Below are 17518 nucleotides of genomic sequence, written 5' to 3' on the forward strand. Positions count from 1 at the left end.
TCTCCTTTAGCGATCGGTCACGGTGCGGTCGGTCGGGCCGCTGCCGGGCATGATCTTGACGGGGTCGCTGGGCACGGCCTGCTTGCGCTCGGCCAGCCGCCGCCCCTCGGCGGACTGCAGGGCGCAGTCCTGGTCGGACTCGGCGGTGAAGCGCACCGCCTCCTCCTCCCACACCTCGTCCAGGGCCTCGGCGGTGTAGTCGGGTGCCTCCTCCCTCGCCGTCTGGCGAAGGGGGGCGACGTCCTCCTCGGCGCCGATCAGCGCCAGCAACGCCAGCGGCACCAGGGCGTGGTCCGCCTCGCGCTCCTCGAGGCGTGCGGTGAGCAGCGCCAGGATGTGGCGGATCTCGCCCAGCCAGCGGCCGATGTCGGCCTCGTCGCGGGTGGAGAGGTACTCCAGGAACAGCGGCAGGTAGTCCGGCAGCTCGTGGGCATCCAGCTCGAAGCCCGCGGCGCGATACTCGGCCATCAGGTCGACCATCGCCTGGCCGCGGTCGCGGGACTCGCCGTGGACGTGCTCGAAGAGCAGCAGCGAGGTGTTGCGGCCGCGGTCGAAGAGCGCCACGTACTCCGCCTGCAGGTCCATGATGTCGGCCTCCAGGATCCGCTGGCACCACTCCATCAGGGCGCCGCGCACCGCCGCCGAGAGGCGGCGCTCCGCGTCGAGGATCTCGATCATCTCCGGGGCGGCGGCCTGGAGCGCCTCGCTGGGGTAGTCCAGCAGCCGGGCCAGCACGCGCAGGCTGCGCATGCCGACGTCCGGTTCCAACTGTTGTGCGGCATCAGCCATGACGGGCCTCCTCGCTCTGGGCCTGCGGGTCGAAGGTCTCCACCGGCTTGACCAGGGTGGTGGTGGTCTTGCGACCGCCGAACAGGCTCTGGCTGCTGTCACCGTGGCAGCCGTCACCGAAGGTGAAGCCGCAGCCGCCGCGCTCGGGGAAGGCCTCGGTGGCCATCTCGCGGTGGCTCGTCGGGATCACGAAGCGATCCTCGTAGTTGGCGATGGCCAGGTAGCGGTACATGTCCTCCACCTGCTGCTCGGTGAGCTCGACGCCCTCCAGCACCGAGGCGTCGGCCTGGCCTTCCACATGCTTGCCGCGCATGTAGAGGCGCATCGCCATCAGGCGCTTGAGCGCCAGCACCACGGGCGCCTCCTCGCCGGCGGTGAGCATGTTGGCCAGGTACTTCACCGGGATGCGCAGCGACTCGATCTTGGGCATCACGCCGTCGAACTCGACCTTGCCGGCCTCGGCGGCGGACTGGATCGGCGACAGCGGCGGCACGTACCAGACCATCGGCAGGGTGCGGTACTCGGGGTGCAGCGGCAGCGCCAGCCCCCAGTCCATGGCCAGCTTGTAGACCGGGCTCTCCTGGGCGGCCTTGAGCACGTTGTCGGTGATGCCGTCCTTCTTCGCCTGGGCGATCACCTCCGGGTCGTGCGGATCCAGGAAGATCTCGCGCTGACGATGGTAGAGGTCGCGCACATCCGGGGAGCTGGCCACCTCCTCGATGCGGTCGGCGTCATACAGCAACACGCCGAGGTAGCGGATGCGGCCCACGCAGGTCTCGGAGCAGACGGTGGGCTGGCCGGCCTCGATGCGCGGATAGCAGAAAATGCACTTCTCGGACTTCCCGGTCTTCCAGTTGTAGTAGATCTTCTTGTAGGGGCAGCCGGAGATGCACATCCGCCAGCCGCGGCACTTGTCCTGGTCGATCAGGACGATGCCGTCCTCCTCGCGCTTGTAGATGGCGCCGGAGGGGCAGCTCGCCACGCAGGTCGGGTTGAGGCAGTGCTCGCACAGCCGCGGCAGGTACATCATGAAGGTGTTCTCGAACTGGCCGTAGATATCGGCCTGCACCTTCTCGAAGTTCATGTCCTTGCGGCGCTTGGCGAACTCGGTGCCGAGGATCTCCTCCCAGTTCGGGCCCCACTCGATCTTGTTCATGCGCTCGCCGGAGATCAGCGAGCGCGGCCGCGCGGTGGGCTGGTGCTCGCCCTGCTTGGCGCTGTGCAGGTGCTCGTAGTCGAAGGTGAACGGCTCGTAGTAGTCGTCGATCTCCGGCAGGTCGGGGTTGGCAAAGATGTTCGCCAGCACCCGCCACTTGCCGCCGATGCGCGGCTCGATCTTGCCATCCTTGCGACGCATCCAGCCGCCCTTCCACTTGGACTGGTTCTCCCACTCCTTGGGATAGCCGATGCCGGGCTTGGTCTCGACGTTGTTGAACCAGGCGTACTCGACGCCCTCGCGGCTGGTCCAGACGTTCTTGCAGGTCACCGAGCAGGTGTGGCAGCCGATGCACTTGTCGAGGTTGAGGACCATGCCTACCTGGGAACGAATCTTCATTTCACGGCCTCCTGCTCGTAGTCGTTGCCTTCGCCATCCAGCCAGTCGATCTTCTTCATCTTGCGCACGATGACGAACTCATCGCGGTTGGAGCCGACGGTGCCGTAGTAGTTGAAGCTGTAGGAGAGCTGCGCATAGCCGCCGATCATGTGGGTCGGCTTGGGGCAGACGCGCGTCACCGAGTTGTGGATGCCGCCGCGGGTACCGGTCATCTCGGAGCCCGGCATGTTCAGGATGCGCTCCTGGGCGTGGTACATCATCGCCATGCCGTTCTTGACCCGCTGGCTGACCACCGCCCGCGCCGCGATGGCGCCGTTGGCGTTGTAGAGCTCGATCCAGTCGTTGTCCTCGACGCCGATGGACTTCGCATCGTCTTCGGACATCCACACGATCGGGCCGCCCCGCGACAGGGTCTGCATCAGCAGGTTGTCCGAGTAGGTGGAGTGGATGCCCCACTTCTGGTGCGGGGTGATCCAGTTCAGGGCGATCTCCGGGTTACCGTTACCCTTGGGCTCGGCCACGCTCACCGCCGCCTTGGTATCAATGGGCGGACGGTAGACAAGCAGGCTCTCGCCGAAGGCGCGCATCCAGGGGTGGTCCTGGTAGAACTGCTGGCGGCCGCTGACGGTGCGCCACGGGATCAGCTCATGCACGTTGGTGTAGCCGGCGTTGTAGGAGACATGCTCGTCCTCGAGGCCGGACCAGGTGGGGCTGGAGATGATCTTGCGCGGCTGGGCGACGATGTCGCGGAAGCGGATCTTCTCCTCCTCCTTGGGGTGCGCCAGGTGGGTATGGTCGCGCCCGGTGATCTTGGAGAGCGCGCCCCACGCCTTCACCGCCACCTGGCCGTTGGTCTCCGGCGCCAGGGTCAGGATCATCTCGGCGGCATCGATGGCGCTGTCGAGCTGCGGGCGGCCCTTGTGCGGCCCCTCGGTCTTGCGATGGTTCAGGTCGCCCAGCAGCTTGACCTCCTTCTCGGTCTTCCAGGCGATGCCCTTGCCGCCGTTGCCGATCTCCTCCAGCAGCGGGCCGATGGAGGTGAAGCGCTCATAGGTCTCGGGATAGTTGCGCTTGACCTCGATCAGCGCCGGCATGGTCTTGCCGGGGATCGGGTCGCACTCGCCCTTCTTCCAGTCCTTGACCTCGGGCTGGGCCAGCTCGGCCGGGGAGTCGTGCTGGTGCGGCAGGGTGACCAGGTCGGTCTCCTCGCCCAGGTGCCCCTCGGTAGCCTCGGAGAAGGCCTTGGCGATGCCCTTGAAGATCTCCCAGTCGCTGCGCGACTCCCACGCCGGGTCGGTGGCCGCGGTGAGCGGGTGGATGAAGGGGTGCATGTCGGAGGTGTTGAGGTCGTCCTTCTCGTACCAGGTCGCCGTGGGCAGCACGACGTCCGAGTAGAGGCAGGTGGTGGACATGCGGAAGTCCAGGGTCACCAGCAGGTCGAGCTTGCCCTCGGGCGCCTCGTCATGCCATTTCACCTCTTCCGGCTTCTGGCCACCGAACTCGCCCAGGTCCTTGCCCTGGATGCCGTGGCGGGTGCCCAGCAGGTACTTGAGCATGTACTCGTGGCCCTTGCCCGAGCTGCCCAGCAGGTTGGAGCGCCAGATGAAGAGGTTGCGCGGGAAGTTCTGGGGGTTGTCCGGATCCTCCGCGGCGAAGGCGAGCTTGCCCTCCTTGAGCTGCTGCACGGCGTAGTCCTTGGTGGACATGCCGGCGGCCTCGGCGGCGGCGGCCAGGCGCAGCGGGTTGGTGCCGAGCTGCGGCGCCGAGGGCAGCCAGCCCATGCGCTCGGAGCGCACGTTGAAGTCGATCAGGCTGCCGGAGTAATCCTCGGCCTTGGCCAGCGGCGACAGGATCTCCTTGACCTCGAGCTTCTCATAGCGCCACTGGGAGGAGTGGTTGTAGAAGAAGGAGGTGGAGTTCATGTGGCGCGGCGGACGGTGCCAGTCGAGGCCGAAGGCCAGCGGGGTCCAGCCGGTCTGCGGGCGCAGCTTCTCCTGGCCCACGTAGTGGGACCAGCCGCCGCCGCTCTGGCCGATGCAGCCGCACATGACCAGCATGTTGATCAGGCCGCGGTAGTTCATGTCCATGTGGTACCAGTGGTTCATCCCGGCACCGACGATGATCATGGAGCGCCCCTGGGTCTTGTCGGCGTTCTGGGCGAACTCACGGGCGATACGAGTGGCCTGCTCGGCGGGCACGCCGGTGATCTTCTCCTGCCAGGCCGGGGTGTAGGGCTTGACCTGGTCATAGGAGGTGGCGCCGTCGTCTTCTCCGAAGCCGCGGTCGATGCCGTAGTTGGCACACATCAGGTCGAACACGGTAACCGCCAGCACGTCACTGCCGTCGGCCTTCTTCATGCGCTTGGCGGGCAGGCTGTGGAACAGCAGCTCGTCGCTGGCGCCGCCGCTCTTGACGTGCTCGAAGTGCTCGTGGGCGATGCCGCCGAAGTAGGGGAAGGCGACCTTGGCCACCTCGTCATGCTTGTCGGCCAGGGTCAGCAGCGGCTTGATCTCGGCGCCGTCGGCGTCCAGCGGCTCGAGGTTCCACTTGCCCTCCTCGCCCCAGCGGAAGCCGATGGAGCCCCGCGGCACCACCGGCTGGTCGCGGGTCTCGTCCCACGCCACGGTCTTCCACTCGGGGTTGTTGTCCTGCCCCATGTTGCCGTCGAAGTCGCTGGCGCGCAGCTGGCGGCCGGGCGCGTAGCTGCCGTCCTCGCGGGCCTCCAGCTCGACCAGGAAGGGCATGTCGGAGTAGCGCCGCACGTAGTCGGTGAAGTAGGCGCTGGGGTTCTCGAGGTGGAACTCCTTGAGGATGACGTGGCCCATGGCCATGGCCAGGGCGGCGTCGGTGCCCTGCTTGGCGGAGAGCCACTCGTCGGTGAGCTTGGAGACCTCGGCGTAGTCCGGGGTGACCGAGACGGTCTTGGTGCCCTTGTAGCGCACCTCGGTGAAGAAGTGGGCGTCCGGGGTGCGGGTCTGGGGCACGTTGGAGCCCCAGGCGATGATGTAGCCGGAGTTGTACCAGTCGGCGGACTCGGGCACGTCGGTCTGCTCGCCCCAGGTCATCGGCGAGGCCGGCGGCAGGTCGCAGTACCAGTCGTAGAAGCTCATGCAGACGCCGCCGATCAGCGACATGTAGCGGCTGCCGGCGGCGTAGCTGACCATGGACATGGCGGGGATCGGCGAGAAGCCGATGATGCGGTCCGGGCCGTACTGCTTGGCGGTGTAGACGTTGGAGGCGCCGATCAGCTGGTTGACCTCGTTCCAGTCGGCACGCACGAAGCCGCCCATGCCACGGGCGCGCTTGTACTGCTTGGCCTTGGCCGGGTCCTCGACGATGGAGGCCCAGGCCTCCACCGGATCCTTCTTCGCCTGGAGGGCCTCGCGCCACAGCTTGAGCAGCGGCTTGCGGATCATCGGGTGCTTGAGGCGGTTGGCGCTGTAGAGGTACCAGGAGTAGCTGGCGCCGCGCGGGCAGCCACGCGGCTCGTGGTTGGGCAGGTCGGGCCGGGTGCGCGGGTAATCGGTCTGCTGGGTCTCCCAGGTGACTAGGCCGTTCTTGACGTAGATCTTCCAGCTGCACGACCCGGTGCAGTTCACCCCGTGGGTGGAACGCACGACCTTGTCATGCTGCCAGCGCTGCCGGTAGCCGTTCTCCCAGCCGCGGGACTCGTCGCGAAGCTCGCCGTGGTCGTTGGCGAAGGGCTCGCGGGCCTTGCGGAAGAAGTTCAGCCGATCGATGAAGTGACTCATGGTCGCTCTCCAGGCTCCTGAAAAGATGCGTGGCCTCGTCGGGCCACCCGGTCAGCCTTGGTCGAGAGCGCGCTCGGCGCGGGACCAGGGCCGGTTCCTTGCCAGCAATTCTGGGCGATGGCGGCGGCGAATACTGCCTGGTTACCTCCATATACCCCTCGTCTACCCCCAAGGGGATAGACGCCGCCATCGCCGGGGAGATAGCCCGCATGACGGGTCAGGCGCGCCGCCCTCGGCCGCTGGCGTGGTCCCACACCATCACCAGCATGCACACCACCAGGGAGGCGTAGAGGAACATGAACCCCGCGGTGCGGATGCCCACCCAGCTGTTGCCCAGCGCGAACACCGGCGGCAGCAGGGCACCGAACAGGCCGCCCAGGGCCAGCGACAGGCCACCCACCAGCGCCATCTGGTCGCCGTGGTCGCGATGGATCATGCGCATCAGGCTGCCCTGGCCGAGCCCCATGGCCAGCCCCATGGCCACCAGCAGCGCCAGGAAGCCCCATAGCGGGGCGGTGTAGCGCAGGGTGAGCATGCGCTCCACCCCCTCGATCCGCATCGTGAAGGGGGGGTAGGAGAGCAGGAAGAGGCACACCAGCACGAAGGCGCTGACCCACCAGCGCAGGGCACGGAAGTCGCGCACGTCGCCCCAGGCGCCGCCCGCCACCTGGCCCAGGCCCACCGCCAGCGGGAAGGGCAGCGCCAGCAGCGCCGCCTCGCGCAGCCCCAGCTGGTACTGGGCGCCGAGATAGCCCGGCAGCCACAGCGTCAGCGCCACGAAGGCGCCGTAGAAGAAGCTGTAGACCACCGCCAGGCGCCAGGGATGCCAGTGGCGCAGCAGCGATGGCCACTCCCGCAGCGCGCCGAGCGCCCGGGGCGGCGACGCCTCGTCACCGGCCGGGCCCGACGCCTCGGGATCGTCGGCGAACAGCCACAGCAGCGCGGCCACCGCCAGCACCGGCATCAGCAACAGCAGCGGGGCGCTGCGCCAGCCGTAGGCCTGGCTGACCAGCGGCAATAGCAGGTAGCAGAGCCCGGCGCCGATCATGCCGGCGCCGTAGAGGCCCAGCGCCAGGCCGACGTGGCGGCGCGGGCAGAGCTCGGCGACATAGACCAGCCCGGCCGAAAGCGACCCTGCCCCCAGCCCCAGGCCGGCACCGGCCAGCAGGAAGTGCGGGAAGAGCCGGGAGTGGGCCACCGCCAACAGGAAGGGACAGATCAGCAGCAGGCTGGCGACCATCACCCGACGCCCGCCGAAGCGCCGTGCCAGGGCCGCCATGGGCAGCGCCGCCAGGGCGCCGGCGGCCATGGGCGTGGCCAGCAGCAGGGCGAAGCCGAACTCGTCCAGCCCCAGCAGGGCGCGCAGCTCCAGCCCCAGCACGGCGAACAGGGTCCAGCTGGCGAACACCAGGGCGAAGGCCAGCGGCGACAGCAGCATCACCACGAGCGGTCGGTAGCCGACGGCGGCGGGTTCCGGGGGGGCGGTCATCGGGGGCCATGGAAACGATGGGAGTGGAGAGAAGTCTCAGTAGCCGCCCCCTGGGGGTCAAAGGGGCATCGGAGGTATCCTCCCTACCCCCTTGGGTGTAGTAGACTGCCTAGGTTGCCTGGTATGGGGGCCCCTTCGCCCCGAGCCACTCCCCCTGACGGCTGCGACTCGATGAAACTGCTGCAACACTCCCTGGTGGCGCGCATCGTCGCCTCGCTGCTCGCCATCAGCGCCATGGCGCTGGTCAGCATCGTGGTCACCATGACGGTGGCCAGCGACAGCCGTGGCGACGCCGCCGCCATCAACATGGCCGGCTCGCTGCGCATGAACACCTACCAGATCGTCGCCGCTCTGCAGCGCCACGAGCAGCGCCCGTCGGCGGAACAGCGGCAGCGGGTCGAGGCGCTGATGGCGCGCTTCGAGGCTCGCCTGGAAAGCCCCGAGCTGATCGATGCCCTGCCGGGGGCCGGCGACCATGCCCTGTGGGAACAGTACCGGCTGCTGCAGACCCGCTGGGAGGAGGCGCTGGCCCCCGAGGTCAACCGCACCCTGGACGACGGCGGGCTCGAGGTCGAGGCCCTGCGCCAGACGCTGGATGGCCTGGTGGATGACATCGACCGCCTGGTCACCCTGCTCGAGCAGAACAGCGAGTCGAAGATCCAGCTGCTCAGCGCCCTGCAGATCCTCTTCCTGGCCCTGACCGCCGTGGTGGTGGCCATCGCCCTCTACGACATCCGCCACAACCTGGTGGCGCCGCTGCGCCAGCTGGTGGTGCTGGCCCGAGAGGCCGCCCAACGCAACTTCGCCTATCGCACGCACCTCGAGGGCCGCGACGAGCTTGCCCTGCTGGGGCGCACCTTCGACGGCATGGCCGAGGAGCTGGCGGCGAGCTACGCAGAGCTGGAGGCGCGCGCCTCCAGCAAGAAGGTGGAGCTGGAGCGCAGCAATCGCGCCATGCAGGTGATGCACGAGGGCAGCCGCGCCCTCTACGGCGGCGGCAACGACCTCTGCGCCAGCGCTGCCCCCATGCTGCGCCACCTCGAGCAACTGCTCGAGGTGGGACCCATCCGGCTGTCGCTCAACGACCCCCACGACGACCGCCAAATCCCGATACTCGCCACCCACTCGGCGCGGCGACCGGAGTACTGCCGCGACCACGACTGCCACGCCTGCCTGATCGACCCCCAGCCGTTGCGCCTGGAGGCCACCCGGCAGGGCGAGTGCCTGCTGCTGCCGGTGAGCGTCGGCGAGCTGATGCTCGGCACCCTGGAGGTGTGGCACCCCCGTGAGCGGCCGCTCTCCGACAGCGTGCGCCGCCTGCTCAACGCCCTGGCGGACCAGCTGGCCACCGCGGTCTACCTGCAACGGCGCATCGAGGAACAGCAGCAGGTGACGCTGATGAACGAGCGCACCATCATCGCCCGGGAGCTACACGACTCCTTGGCCCAGTCGCTCTCCTACCTCAAGATGCAGGTGGCGCGCCTGGAGCGCATGCAGCAGAAGGAGACCCCGCGGGAGACCCAGGCGGCGGTCTTCGGCGAGCTGCGCACCGGGCTCGACAGCGCCTACCGCCAGCTGCGCGAGCTGCTCACCACCTTCCGCCTCAAGCTCGAGGGGCCGGGACTGGCCAGCGCCCTGCGCCAGACCGCCGGGGAGTTCGGCGAGCGCCTGGGCTTCCCGGTGTCGCTCTCCGTGGACGTGCCACCCCACCTGCTCAATCCCAACGAGGAGATCCACGTGCTGCAGGTGGTGCGCGAGGCGCTGGCCAACGTGCACAAGCACGCCAATGCCCACTGGGCCGCGGTGACCATCGGCTTCCAGGCGGCGCGGCTGCACGTCGCCATCGAGGATGACGGCGTGGGCCTCGAGGACGACACCTCGCCGCCGATGCACTACGGCCTGGTGATCATGCGCGACCGCGCCGACACCCTCGGCGGCCGCATGACGGTAAGCAACCGCCCCCAAGGCGGCACCCGGGTCGAGCTGATCTTCACGCCCCAGACCGCGCGCCTGATCCACCAGCAGGCCAGCGCCGAGGCGAGCCACGTGGACCCGCGCAGCGCCCTTACCACCGATTCACACGACGACAGGACCCCAGGATGACCGATACCGCCGCCGACAGCCCTGCCACCATCCTGATCATCGATGACCACCCGCTGCTGCGCCGCGGGGTCTCCCAGCTGCTGGAGCTGGAGGATGACCTGGTGCTTGCCGGCGAGGCGGGCGAACCCGAGGTAGGCATCCGCCTGGCTTCCGAGCTGGATCCCGACATGGTGCTGCTCGACCTCAACATGCCGGGGCTCGACGGCATCGAGACGCTGCGCCGCCTGCGCGACGCGGGCTACGCCGGGCGCATCGTGATGTTCACCGTCTCCGACCACGAGGAGGACGTGGTCAATGCCCTGCGCAGCGGCGCCGACGGCTACCTGCTCAAGGACATGGACCCCGACGAGATGGTGCGCCAGCTGCGCCAGGCCTCCCTGGGGCGCATGGTGATCAGCGAGAGCCTCACCGCGCTGCTCGCCGAGGCGCTGCGCAGCCAGCGCAACCAACCGGCGGCGCCGGATATCCACAGCCTCACCCAGCGCGAACGCGAGATCCTGCGCGAACTCGCCGCCGGGCTCTCCAACAAGATGATCGCCCGCAAGCTGGAGATCACCGAGGGCACCGTCAAGGTGCACGTCAAGCACCTGCTCAAGAAGCTCAACCTGCGCTCGCGGGTCGAGGCGGCGGTGTGGGCGGTGCAGGAGGGGATCGACAGGTAGCGATCGATACCCGCCCCCGGTTCTGTGTGGATACCTCCAAATACCCCGGAGCCCGCCGGCGCCCTACCCCTGCTACCCCGCCGGCGAAACAAACCGTATTAAAACAAGGAATTACACAAAAAACCCCTCTACCCCTCTGGAGGTAGTCCTCCCCTTTCCGGCCCGTGGCGGCACGTTTCGCGCCCGCGGGCTCAGGCGTATCTTTCCCCCAACAGTTCCAGCGCCTTGACATCGATCAACCGATGGCCGGGCCACCGGGATACCGCAGACCTGAGGGGAAACGCCATGACCAGGAAGAATGCCGACATCGAACACTGGGATGTCGAGAACGAGGAGTTCTGGGAGTCGGAGGGCAAGAAGGTTGCCAACCGCAACCTGTGGATCTCCATCCCCAGCCTGCTGCTCGGCTTCGCCGTGTGGCTGATGTGGGGGATGATCACCACCCAGATGCAGAACCTGGGTTTCCCGTTCACGGTGAACCAGCTCTTCACCCTGACCGCCATCGCCGGCCTCGCCGGGGCCACCCTGCGCATCCCCGCCTCCTTCATGATCCGCATCGCCGGCGGGCGCAACACCATCTTCCTGACCACCGCCCTGCTGATGATCCCGGCCATGGGCACCGGCATCGCGCTGATGAACCCGGGCACCCCCTTCTGGGTGTTCCAGGCCCTGGCACTGCTCTCCGGCATCGGCGGCGGTAACTTCGCCAACTCGATGAGCAACATCTCCAACTTCTTCCCCAAGAAGCAGCAGGGCTATGCCCTGGGGATGAACGCCGGCCTCGGCAACTTCGGCGTCACCACCATGCAGATCCTGATCCCGCTGGTGATGACCGTGGGCCTGTTCGGCGCCCTAGGCGGCGAGCCGATGGCGCTCGAGAAGGCCAGCGGCACCCTGATCGGGCGCATCGAAGCGGGCACCGATACCTGGATCCAGAACGCCGGCTTCGTGTGGATGCTGTTCCTGATTCCGCTGGCCTTCGCCGGCTGGTTCGGCATGAACAACCTGCGCACCATCACCCCCAACCCCGGCACGCCGCTGCAGGCCTTCGGCAAGATCCTGGGCCTCTACGGGGTGGGCGTGGTGACCTCCATCGTCGGCGTGGTGGCGCTGGGCTTCCTCAACATGTGGCTCGCCCTGCCGCTGACCATCGTGCTTACCGTGGTGCTGCTGCGCCTGATCCCAGGCGACATCAAGCCCGGCATCAAGAAGCAGTTCGAGATCTTCTCCAACAAGCACACCTGGTCGATGACGGTGCTCTACATCGCCACCTTCGGCTCCTTCATCGGCTTCTCCGCCGCCCTGCCGCTCTCCATCTCGGTGATCTTCGGCAACATGATGGAGGTCGCCGCCGACGGCACCGTGACCCGGGTCGCCAACCCCGACGCCCCCAGCGCCCTCACCTGGGCCTGGATGGGACCCTTCGTGGGCGCCCTGATCCGTCCGGTGGGCGGCTGGATCTCCGACAAGCTGGGCGGTTCCATCGTCACCCAGGTGATCACCGCCATCATGGTGGTGGGGTCGGTGGGTGCCGGCTACGTGATGATGCTGGCCTACAACGCCACCGACCCCAACCAGTACTTCTGGATGTTCCTGCTGCTGTTCATCGTGCTGTTCGCCGCCAGCGGCATCGGCAACGGCTCCACCTTCCGCAGCATCGGCTTCATCTTCGACCCGCAGCAGAAGGGCCCCGCGCTGGGCTGGACCTCCGCCATCGCCGCCTACGGCTCCTTCATCGCCCCGCGGGTGATGGGCGAGCAGATCAAGGCCGGCACCCCGGAGCTGGCCATGTACGGCTTCGCGGTCTTCTACGCCATCTGCCTGGTGGTCAACTGGTGGTTCTACCTGCGCAAGAACGCCTACGTGAAGAACCCCTGACGGACCTCGACACCATCCCTTCAACCGGCAGACTCGGAGGGTCCCATGGCCTCTGAACGCTTCAAGCAAACCTCGGTGCTGGTGGCCAACACCTTCGCCTTCACCATGTGCTTCATGGTCTGGACGATGTTCGGCGAGATCGGCGTGCCGATCGCCGAGCAGCTCGACCTCAACGGCACCCAGTTCGGCATCCTCACCGCGGTGCCCATCCTCACCGGCGCGCTCTCGCGGCTGCCGCTGGGCTCGCTGACCGACCGCTATGGCGGTCGCCCGGTGTTCTTCATCATCCTGCTGGTGATCGTGCCGGCCATCTGGCTGGTGCAGTTCGCCACCGCGTACTGGCAACTGCTGGTGCTGGGCGCCTTTGTAGGCCTCGCCGGCGGCTCCTTCTCGGTGGGCATCACCTACACCGCCAAGTGGTTCGAAAAGGATCGCCAGGGCCTGGCCATGGGCATCTTCGGCGCCGGCAACGCCGGGGCCGCGGTGACCAAGTTCATCGCCCCCACCGTGATCGTGTTACTGGGCTGGCAGGCCGTGCCCAACATCTACGCCGGCATCATGCTGGTCACCGCGGTGTTGTTCTGGTGCTTCACCTACTCCAACCCCGCCCACCGCACCGCCAGCAGCGTCTCCCTGCGCGACCAGCTCAGGGTCCTCAACGACCCCAGGGTGTGGAAATACTGCCAGTACTACTCCGTGGTGTTCGGCGGCTACGTGGGGGTCTCGCTGTGGCTGACCCGCTACTACATGGGCGAGTACGGCCTGGGCATCCAGGTCGCGGCGCTGATCGCCACCATCTTCGTGCTGCCCTCCGGGGTGATCCGCGCCTTCGGCGGCTGGCTCTCCGACCGCTTCGGCGCCCACACCGTCACCTGGGCCTGCATGTGGGCCAGCCTGATCGCGCTGTTCATCATGTCCTACCCCGAGACCCAGTACCGCGTGGCCGGCGCCGGCGGCGAAGGAGTGGTGGAGTTCGGCTTCGGCATCCCGGTATGGCTGTTCACCGCGGCGCTGTTCGTGGTGGGTATCGCCTGGGGCATCGGCAAGGCCTCGGTGTTCAAGTACCTCTCCAACGAGTACCACGAGAACCTCGGCCTGGTCTCCGGCATCGTCGGCCTGGCCGGTGGCGTCGGCGGCTTCCTGCTGCCGATCATGTTCGGCGCCCTGGTGGACATCACCGGTGTGGCCACCACCGTGTGGATGCTCTGCTTCGGCGTGACCCTGGTGTCGATCATCTGGATGTGGTGGACCGAGCGCCGCGTGCCGATGCTGACCCGCGACGAGACGCACCCGGGCAAGGCCGAGGAGGCCCACGCCACCGCGTCCAAGCCGGCCGAGAGTTGATCCAGGCCAAGGCGTTTCGCGTCGCCTCGCCTTATAGTAGCATCTGAAATGCACCATTAGACCGGCCCGCCAGGGCTGGTCGCCTGCCAAGCGAGGACCCGTCATGTCCACCCCTCAGGCCTTCCCCGCCGCTTCCGGCGACCACTTCGACGACGCGAATCCCGGCAAGCAGTCCCGCGGTCGCGGCGCCGCCATCATCGTCTACATGCTCTTCCTGGGCAGCGTGCTGGCGGTGGTCACCGCGCCCATCGGGGTGCTGATCGCCCACCTCAAGCGGCGCGGCGCCGAGCCCTGGGTACAGAGCCACCTGCAGTTCCAGATCCGCACCTTCTGGCTGGGGGTGCTGGGTGGCGCGCTCTTCATCGCCGCCTGGCAGCTGCTCGGCCTGCTGGGGGTGCCGCCCATGGCACCCTGGGCGCTGGGCTACCTCTACTTCACCGCCTGCCTGATCTGGATGCTGGGGCGCTGCGCCGTGGGCATCGCCCGGCTGACCGCCAACCGGCCGGTGGCCAACCCGAAGAGCCTGGCCTTCGGCGGCGCCCGGGTGACCCTCGCCGACGCATGAGGGAACAGGAGCTTCCCAACCCCGGCTGGGGCCCGCTCTCCGCCCTGCCCGGCAACCCGCTGATGTGGGTGCTGATCCTCAGCGAGTTGCTGGTGTTCATGGCGTTCTTCGCCCTCTATGCCGCCGAGCGCGCCGCCCAGGTGGAGCTGTTCGACGCTTCACAGCAGGACCTCGACCCGCTGATGGGCGGGCTCAACACCCTGGTGCTGCTGACCAGCGGCCTGTGCGTGGCGCTGGCCGTGGAAGCCAGTGCCGCGGAGCGTATCCGCCGTACCCGCCAGTGGTTGGCCGCCGCCATGGGGCTGGGCGTGCTGTTCGGGGTGATCAAGGTGGTCGAGTATTCGAGCAAGTTCGCCGTGGGGATCACGCCGGACACCAATACCTTCTTCGGCTTCTATTACGGCCTGACCGCCTTCCACTTCGCCCACGTACTATTCGGCCTGGCGCTGCTGGCCCTGGTCAGCTGGCGCACCAACCTCGAGAACGTGGAGACCGCCGCCGCCTTCTGGCACATGGTCGACCTGATCTGGATCCTGCTCTACCCGCTGCTCTATTTATTGCGCTGAGGGCTCCCTATTGCGCTGAGGGCTCCCTATTGCGCTGACACGGAGGCTGTCATGACCTCGCTGCCCGGCACCCGCCGCCTGTTGACCACCTGGGCGATCCTGATGGGACTGACGCTGGTCTCCATGGTCTCGGCACGCCTCGACGCCGACGCCTGGCAGGCGCTGCCGCTGTGGTCGGCGGCCCTGGTGCTGCTGGCCACCGGCTTCAAGGCCCAGCGCCTGCTGATGGTCTACCTCAACCTGCGCATGGCCACCCCGGCCTGGAAGGGCGCCTTCGTGGGCCTGGTGGCGCTGACCCTGGCGCTGATCGGCGCCGGCTACCTGGTGGCACGGCTGACCTGACACTCGCTGCCCACAATGCCGAAGGGCCTGCATTTGCAGGCCCTTCGTCGTCGTGCGGTGCTGTTTCCTGAGGGGTGGCTAGCGCCGCTGCGGGTGATCGGGTGGCGTGCTTGCCCGGGCCCAGTTCTCCAGGGCGCGGCCCAGGCGCATCAGGGCATAGACCATGAACGGGGTCAGCAGCATCAGGCCTATGCCCCAGTCGCGGTTGTTGATCAACCATACCAGCGGCAGCACCAGCGCCACGGCGACCAGGCACCAGGCCGCCACGGCAAGGATCAGTCGGGTTTGAACGGTCATGGCGCGCTCCTCAGCGACGGTTCGACGGACCACAGGCTCAGGTGGCGATGATCTGGCGATAGATGCCCGGCAGGGCCAGTGACAGGTGCTCCGGGCGCTGCACGATGGCGTAGCCGCCGCGACCGAACAGGTGGGGTATATACTGCCCCGCCTCACGGTCGATGGTCACCCCGAACACCCGCACCTCCTGACGCCGCGCTTCCAGCACCGCCTTGCGGGTATCCTCGATGCCGTAGCGCCCCTCGTAGTAGTCATTGTCGTTGGGCTTGCCGTCGGTCAGCATCAGCAGCAGCCGGTGCCGGTTGGGGCGTTCGCTCAGCTGCTTGGTCAGGTGACGAATGGCCGGCCCCATGCGGGTATAGCTGCCGGGACGCAGCGCCGAGATGCGCCGCGTCACTCGATCCCCCATGGGCTCGTCGAACTCCTTCAGGGTGTTGACCCACACCTTGTGGCGGCGCTGGGAGGTGAAGCTGTGAATCGAATAATCGTCGCCACAGCCGGCCAGGCCATTGCCCAGCACCAGCAGCGCCTCCTTGGCCACGTCGAGCACCCGGCGGTCCTGCAGCCACGCCTCGGTGGAGAGCGAGACGTCCACCAGGATCGATACCGCCAGGTCACGGGCCTGGGTGCGGCTGGCCATGTAGAGGCGATCGCTGGCCTCGCCGGTGGCGGCCAGGTCGCAGCGCGAGCGGATCACCGCGTCCATGTCTAGCTCGCTGCCATCCAGCTGGCCGCGCAGGATCTCGCGCCGCGGGCGCAGCGCCTCGAATTCACGACGCACGCGGCGGATGCGCCGGCGGGTCGCCTCGTCGGGCTCCCACTCCTCGCCTTCCTCACTCTGCACGTCGCTGAGCACCACACAGTGATCAGGCAGGTAGGCCTGCTTGCGGTGGTTCCACTCGGGGTAGAGGTGCCTGCCCTTGAGGCGGTCGCCAACAGCCTCGTCAGGGGCGAGGTCGAGGTCGAGCTTGAGCCGGGAGGAGGCCTTCTTGCGGTTGGAGCTGAGCACGATCTCGTCCATCTGATCCGCCGCCTGGCGTGCCTCCTCCTCTTCCTCGTCATCCACATGGCGATTGAGGTTCACCATCTCCGCCCAGGAGAGCATCTTCTCCATGTTGTTGAGCATCAGCGGGTCGTCACGATCGGCCTGGTCCTGCTCGCGGCGATCGGCCTGGCGCTTGCCGTGGTCATCGTCGGGCGAGGCGGCGGCGCTGGCCAGCTCCTCGTCATCGTCCACGTTCTGCTCGCGAGCGCCGTCGCGGGTGCCTAGAGTGACCGCCTGTCCCCACAGCGGCACCGGCAGCGGCGGGCGATAGCCGCGTGGGGCCCGAAACTCATCCAGCGGGAAGTCGCTCTCGCGGATGGCACGCTGCATGGCCACGGCCCAGGCCTCATCGGGGTCGGGGGCTCCGAGCTCGGCGCATATTGCGGACTCCAGGGCCGCCTCCCTGGGCGGCAGACCCTTGCGCCGGGGACGCAGGGCGAGCAGCTCGCCGCCCAGACGCACGTAGCGCTCGGCGAGGCCGGGGAAGCGCGCCAGGGCGGCGCGGGCGGTGCGCCGTGCCTCGCGCAGGCGGGCCAGGTCGGCCTGCAGGGGGTCGGCCGGCAGCTCGACGGGGCGCGCCTCGGCCAGGTAGGCGGTCAGCCACAGGTAGAGGTCGCGGTTGAGTGCGGCGTCCGGGTAGAGGGCCAGGCGCGGGGGCAACAGCAGGTGCTCCTCGTCGCGACGGGCCTGGTCCAGCGCCTCCTCGTCGAGGCCCAGGCGCTGGCGCAGGCTGAGGCGGTGGCGCGAGGCGCGCCGGGCGATGGCGGCCACCTCGAGGCCCGGCTCGCCGCCGCCGGCGCGGAAGAAGACGCCCAGCATGGGGCGCAGGCTCTCGAGGCTGACCGCCGCCTCGGGGTGATCGGGGTAGCTCGCCGCCCCGGAGGCCCAGCGGTGCCAGAAACGACCGACGGTCTCCTCGACCTCAAGAAAGTCCAGCATGATCAAGCTCCCGGGTAAGGCGAAACGGACTCTGACACCACGGGGCTGATCCGGCGGCAAGCCCCGGAGCGCCGGACCGACGAGGAGGCGCTGTGAATACCTCCCTGTACGCTACCGACGCCCTGCGGCGCTCTCGCATCCTGCGCCGCTTGCAGGGCCGGTGCGGGCCATCCATGGCCCGCCCGTTCGGAG

General features: G+C 68.1%; 13 protein-coding genes. 7 read left to right on the top strand and 6 right to left on the bottom strand.

From position 1 onward, the window contains the following. Window positions 1-6: 6 nt before the first annotated feature. From narJ to Q673_RS33115, 4 genes are all read right to left on the bottom strand, one after another. Window positions 7-789 carry a nitrate reductase molybdenum cofactor assembly chaperone gene (narJ, locus tag Q673_RS33100; RefSeq protein ID WP_023007073.1) on the bottom strand — a complete coding sequence of 261 codons (783 nt, stop codon included), beginning with the start codon at window positions 787-789 and terminating at the stop codon, window positions 7-9. Then, window positions 782-2344 carry a nitrate reductase subunit beta gene (gene narH, locus Q673_RS33105; protein ID WP_023007074.1) on the bottom strand — a complete coding sequence of 521 codons (1563 nt, stop codon included), beginning with the start codon at window positions 2342-2344 and terminating at the stop codon, window positions 782-784. Before narH ends, narJ begins: the two co-directional genes overlap by 8 nt. Then, window positions 2341-6096: a nitrate reductase subunit alpha gene (locus tag Q673_RS33110; protein WP_023007075.1), complete on the bottom strand. Its 3756-nt coding sequence runs from the start codon at window positions 6094-6096 to the stop codon at window positions 2341-2343. Before Q673_RS33110 ends, narH begins: the two co-directional genes overlap by 4 nt. Before the next feature lie 217 nt (window positions 6097-6313). After that, the gene (locus Q673_RS33115; protein ID WP_023007076.1) at window positions 6314-7585 is read right to left on the bottom strand and encodes an MFS transporter; all 1272 of its coding nucleotides are present in this window, start codon (window positions 7583-7585) and stop codon (window positions 6314-6316) included. A 171-nt stretch (window positions 7586-7756) separates the two neighbouring features. Here Q673_RS33115 and Q673_RS33120 point away from each other — a divergent pair, with 171 nt between their 5' ends. The 7 genes from Q673_RS33120 to Q673_RS33150 all read left to right on the top strand — a co-directional run bounded on the left by Q673_RS33120 (window position 7757) and on the right by Q673_RS33150 (window position 15045). Next, window positions 7757-9688, top strand: coding sequence for a type IV pili methyl-accepting chemotaxis transducer N-terminal domain-containing protein (locus Q673_RS33120; protein WP_023007077.1), 1932 nt, complete (start codon window positions 7757-7759; stop codon window positions 9686-9688). Beyond that, a complete protein-coding gene (gene narL, locus Q673_RS33125; protein ID WP_023007078.1) occupies window positions 9685-10350 on the top strand; it encodes a two-component system response regulator NarL in 666 nt (221 codons plus the stop codon). Before Q673_RS33120 ends, narL begins: the two co-directional genes overlap by 4 nt. Before the next feature lie 285 nt (window positions 10351-10635). Further along, on the top strand, window positions 10636-12228 hold the full coding sequence (locus Q673_RS33130; protein ID WP_023007079.1) for an MFS transporter: 1593 nt from the start codon (window positions 10636-10638) through the stop codon (window positions 12226-12228). A 45-nt stretch (window positions 12229-12273) separates the two neighbouring features. Further along, a complete protein-coding gene (locus Q673_RS33135; RefSeq protein ID WP_023007080.1) occupies window positions 12274-13572 on the top strand; it encodes an MFS transporter in 1299 nt (432 codons plus the stop codon). A 103-nt stretch (window positions 13573-13675) separates the two neighbouring features. After that, the gene (locus tag Q673_RS33140) at window positions 13676-14137 is read left to right on the top strand and encodes a DUF4870 family protein (RefSeq protein WP_023007081.1); all 462 of its coding nucleotides are present in this window, start codon (window positions 13676-13678) and stop codon (window positions 14135-14137) included. Then, window positions 14134-14703: a cytochrome c oxidase subunit 3 family protein gene (locus tag Q673_RS33145; protein WP_023007082.1), complete on the top strand. Its 570-nt coding sequence runs from the start codon at window positions 14134-14136 to the stop codon at window positions 14701-14703. The genes Q673_RS33140 and Q673_RS33145 overlap by 4 nt, the downstream gene beginning before the upstream one ends. Window positions 14704-14754: 51 nt before the next feature. Continuing rightward, window positions 14755-15045 (top strand): hypothetical protein, encoded by a 291-nt coding sequence (locus Q673_RS33150; protein ID WP_023007083.1) that lies wholly within the window; start codon window positions 14755-14757, stop codon window positions 15043-15045. Between the two features lie 78 nt (window positions 15046-15123). Here Q673_RS33150 and Q673_RS33155 read toward each other — a convergent pair whose 3' ends face one another. Next, window positions 15124-15342 (bottom strand): hypothetical protein, encoded by a 219-nt coding sequence (locus Q673_RS33155; RefSeq protein ID WP_023007084.1) that lies wholly within the window; start codon window positions 15340-15342, stop codon window positions 15124-15126. 37 nt (window positions 15343-15379) lie between these two features. Then, a complete protein-coding gene (locus Q673_RS33160) occupies window positions 15380-17326 on the bottom strand; it encodes a nitric oxide reductase activation protein NorD (protein WP_023007085.1) in 1947 nt (648 codons plus the stop codon). Window positions 17327-17518: the final 192 nt, after the last annotated feature.

The sequence above is a fragment of the Halomonas sp. PBN3 genome (assembly GCF_000475415.1).
In the GTDB taxonomy this organism is placed as follows: Bacteria; Pseudomonadota; Gammaproteobacteria; order Pseudomonadales; family Halomonadaceae; genus Halomonas; species Halomonas shengliensis.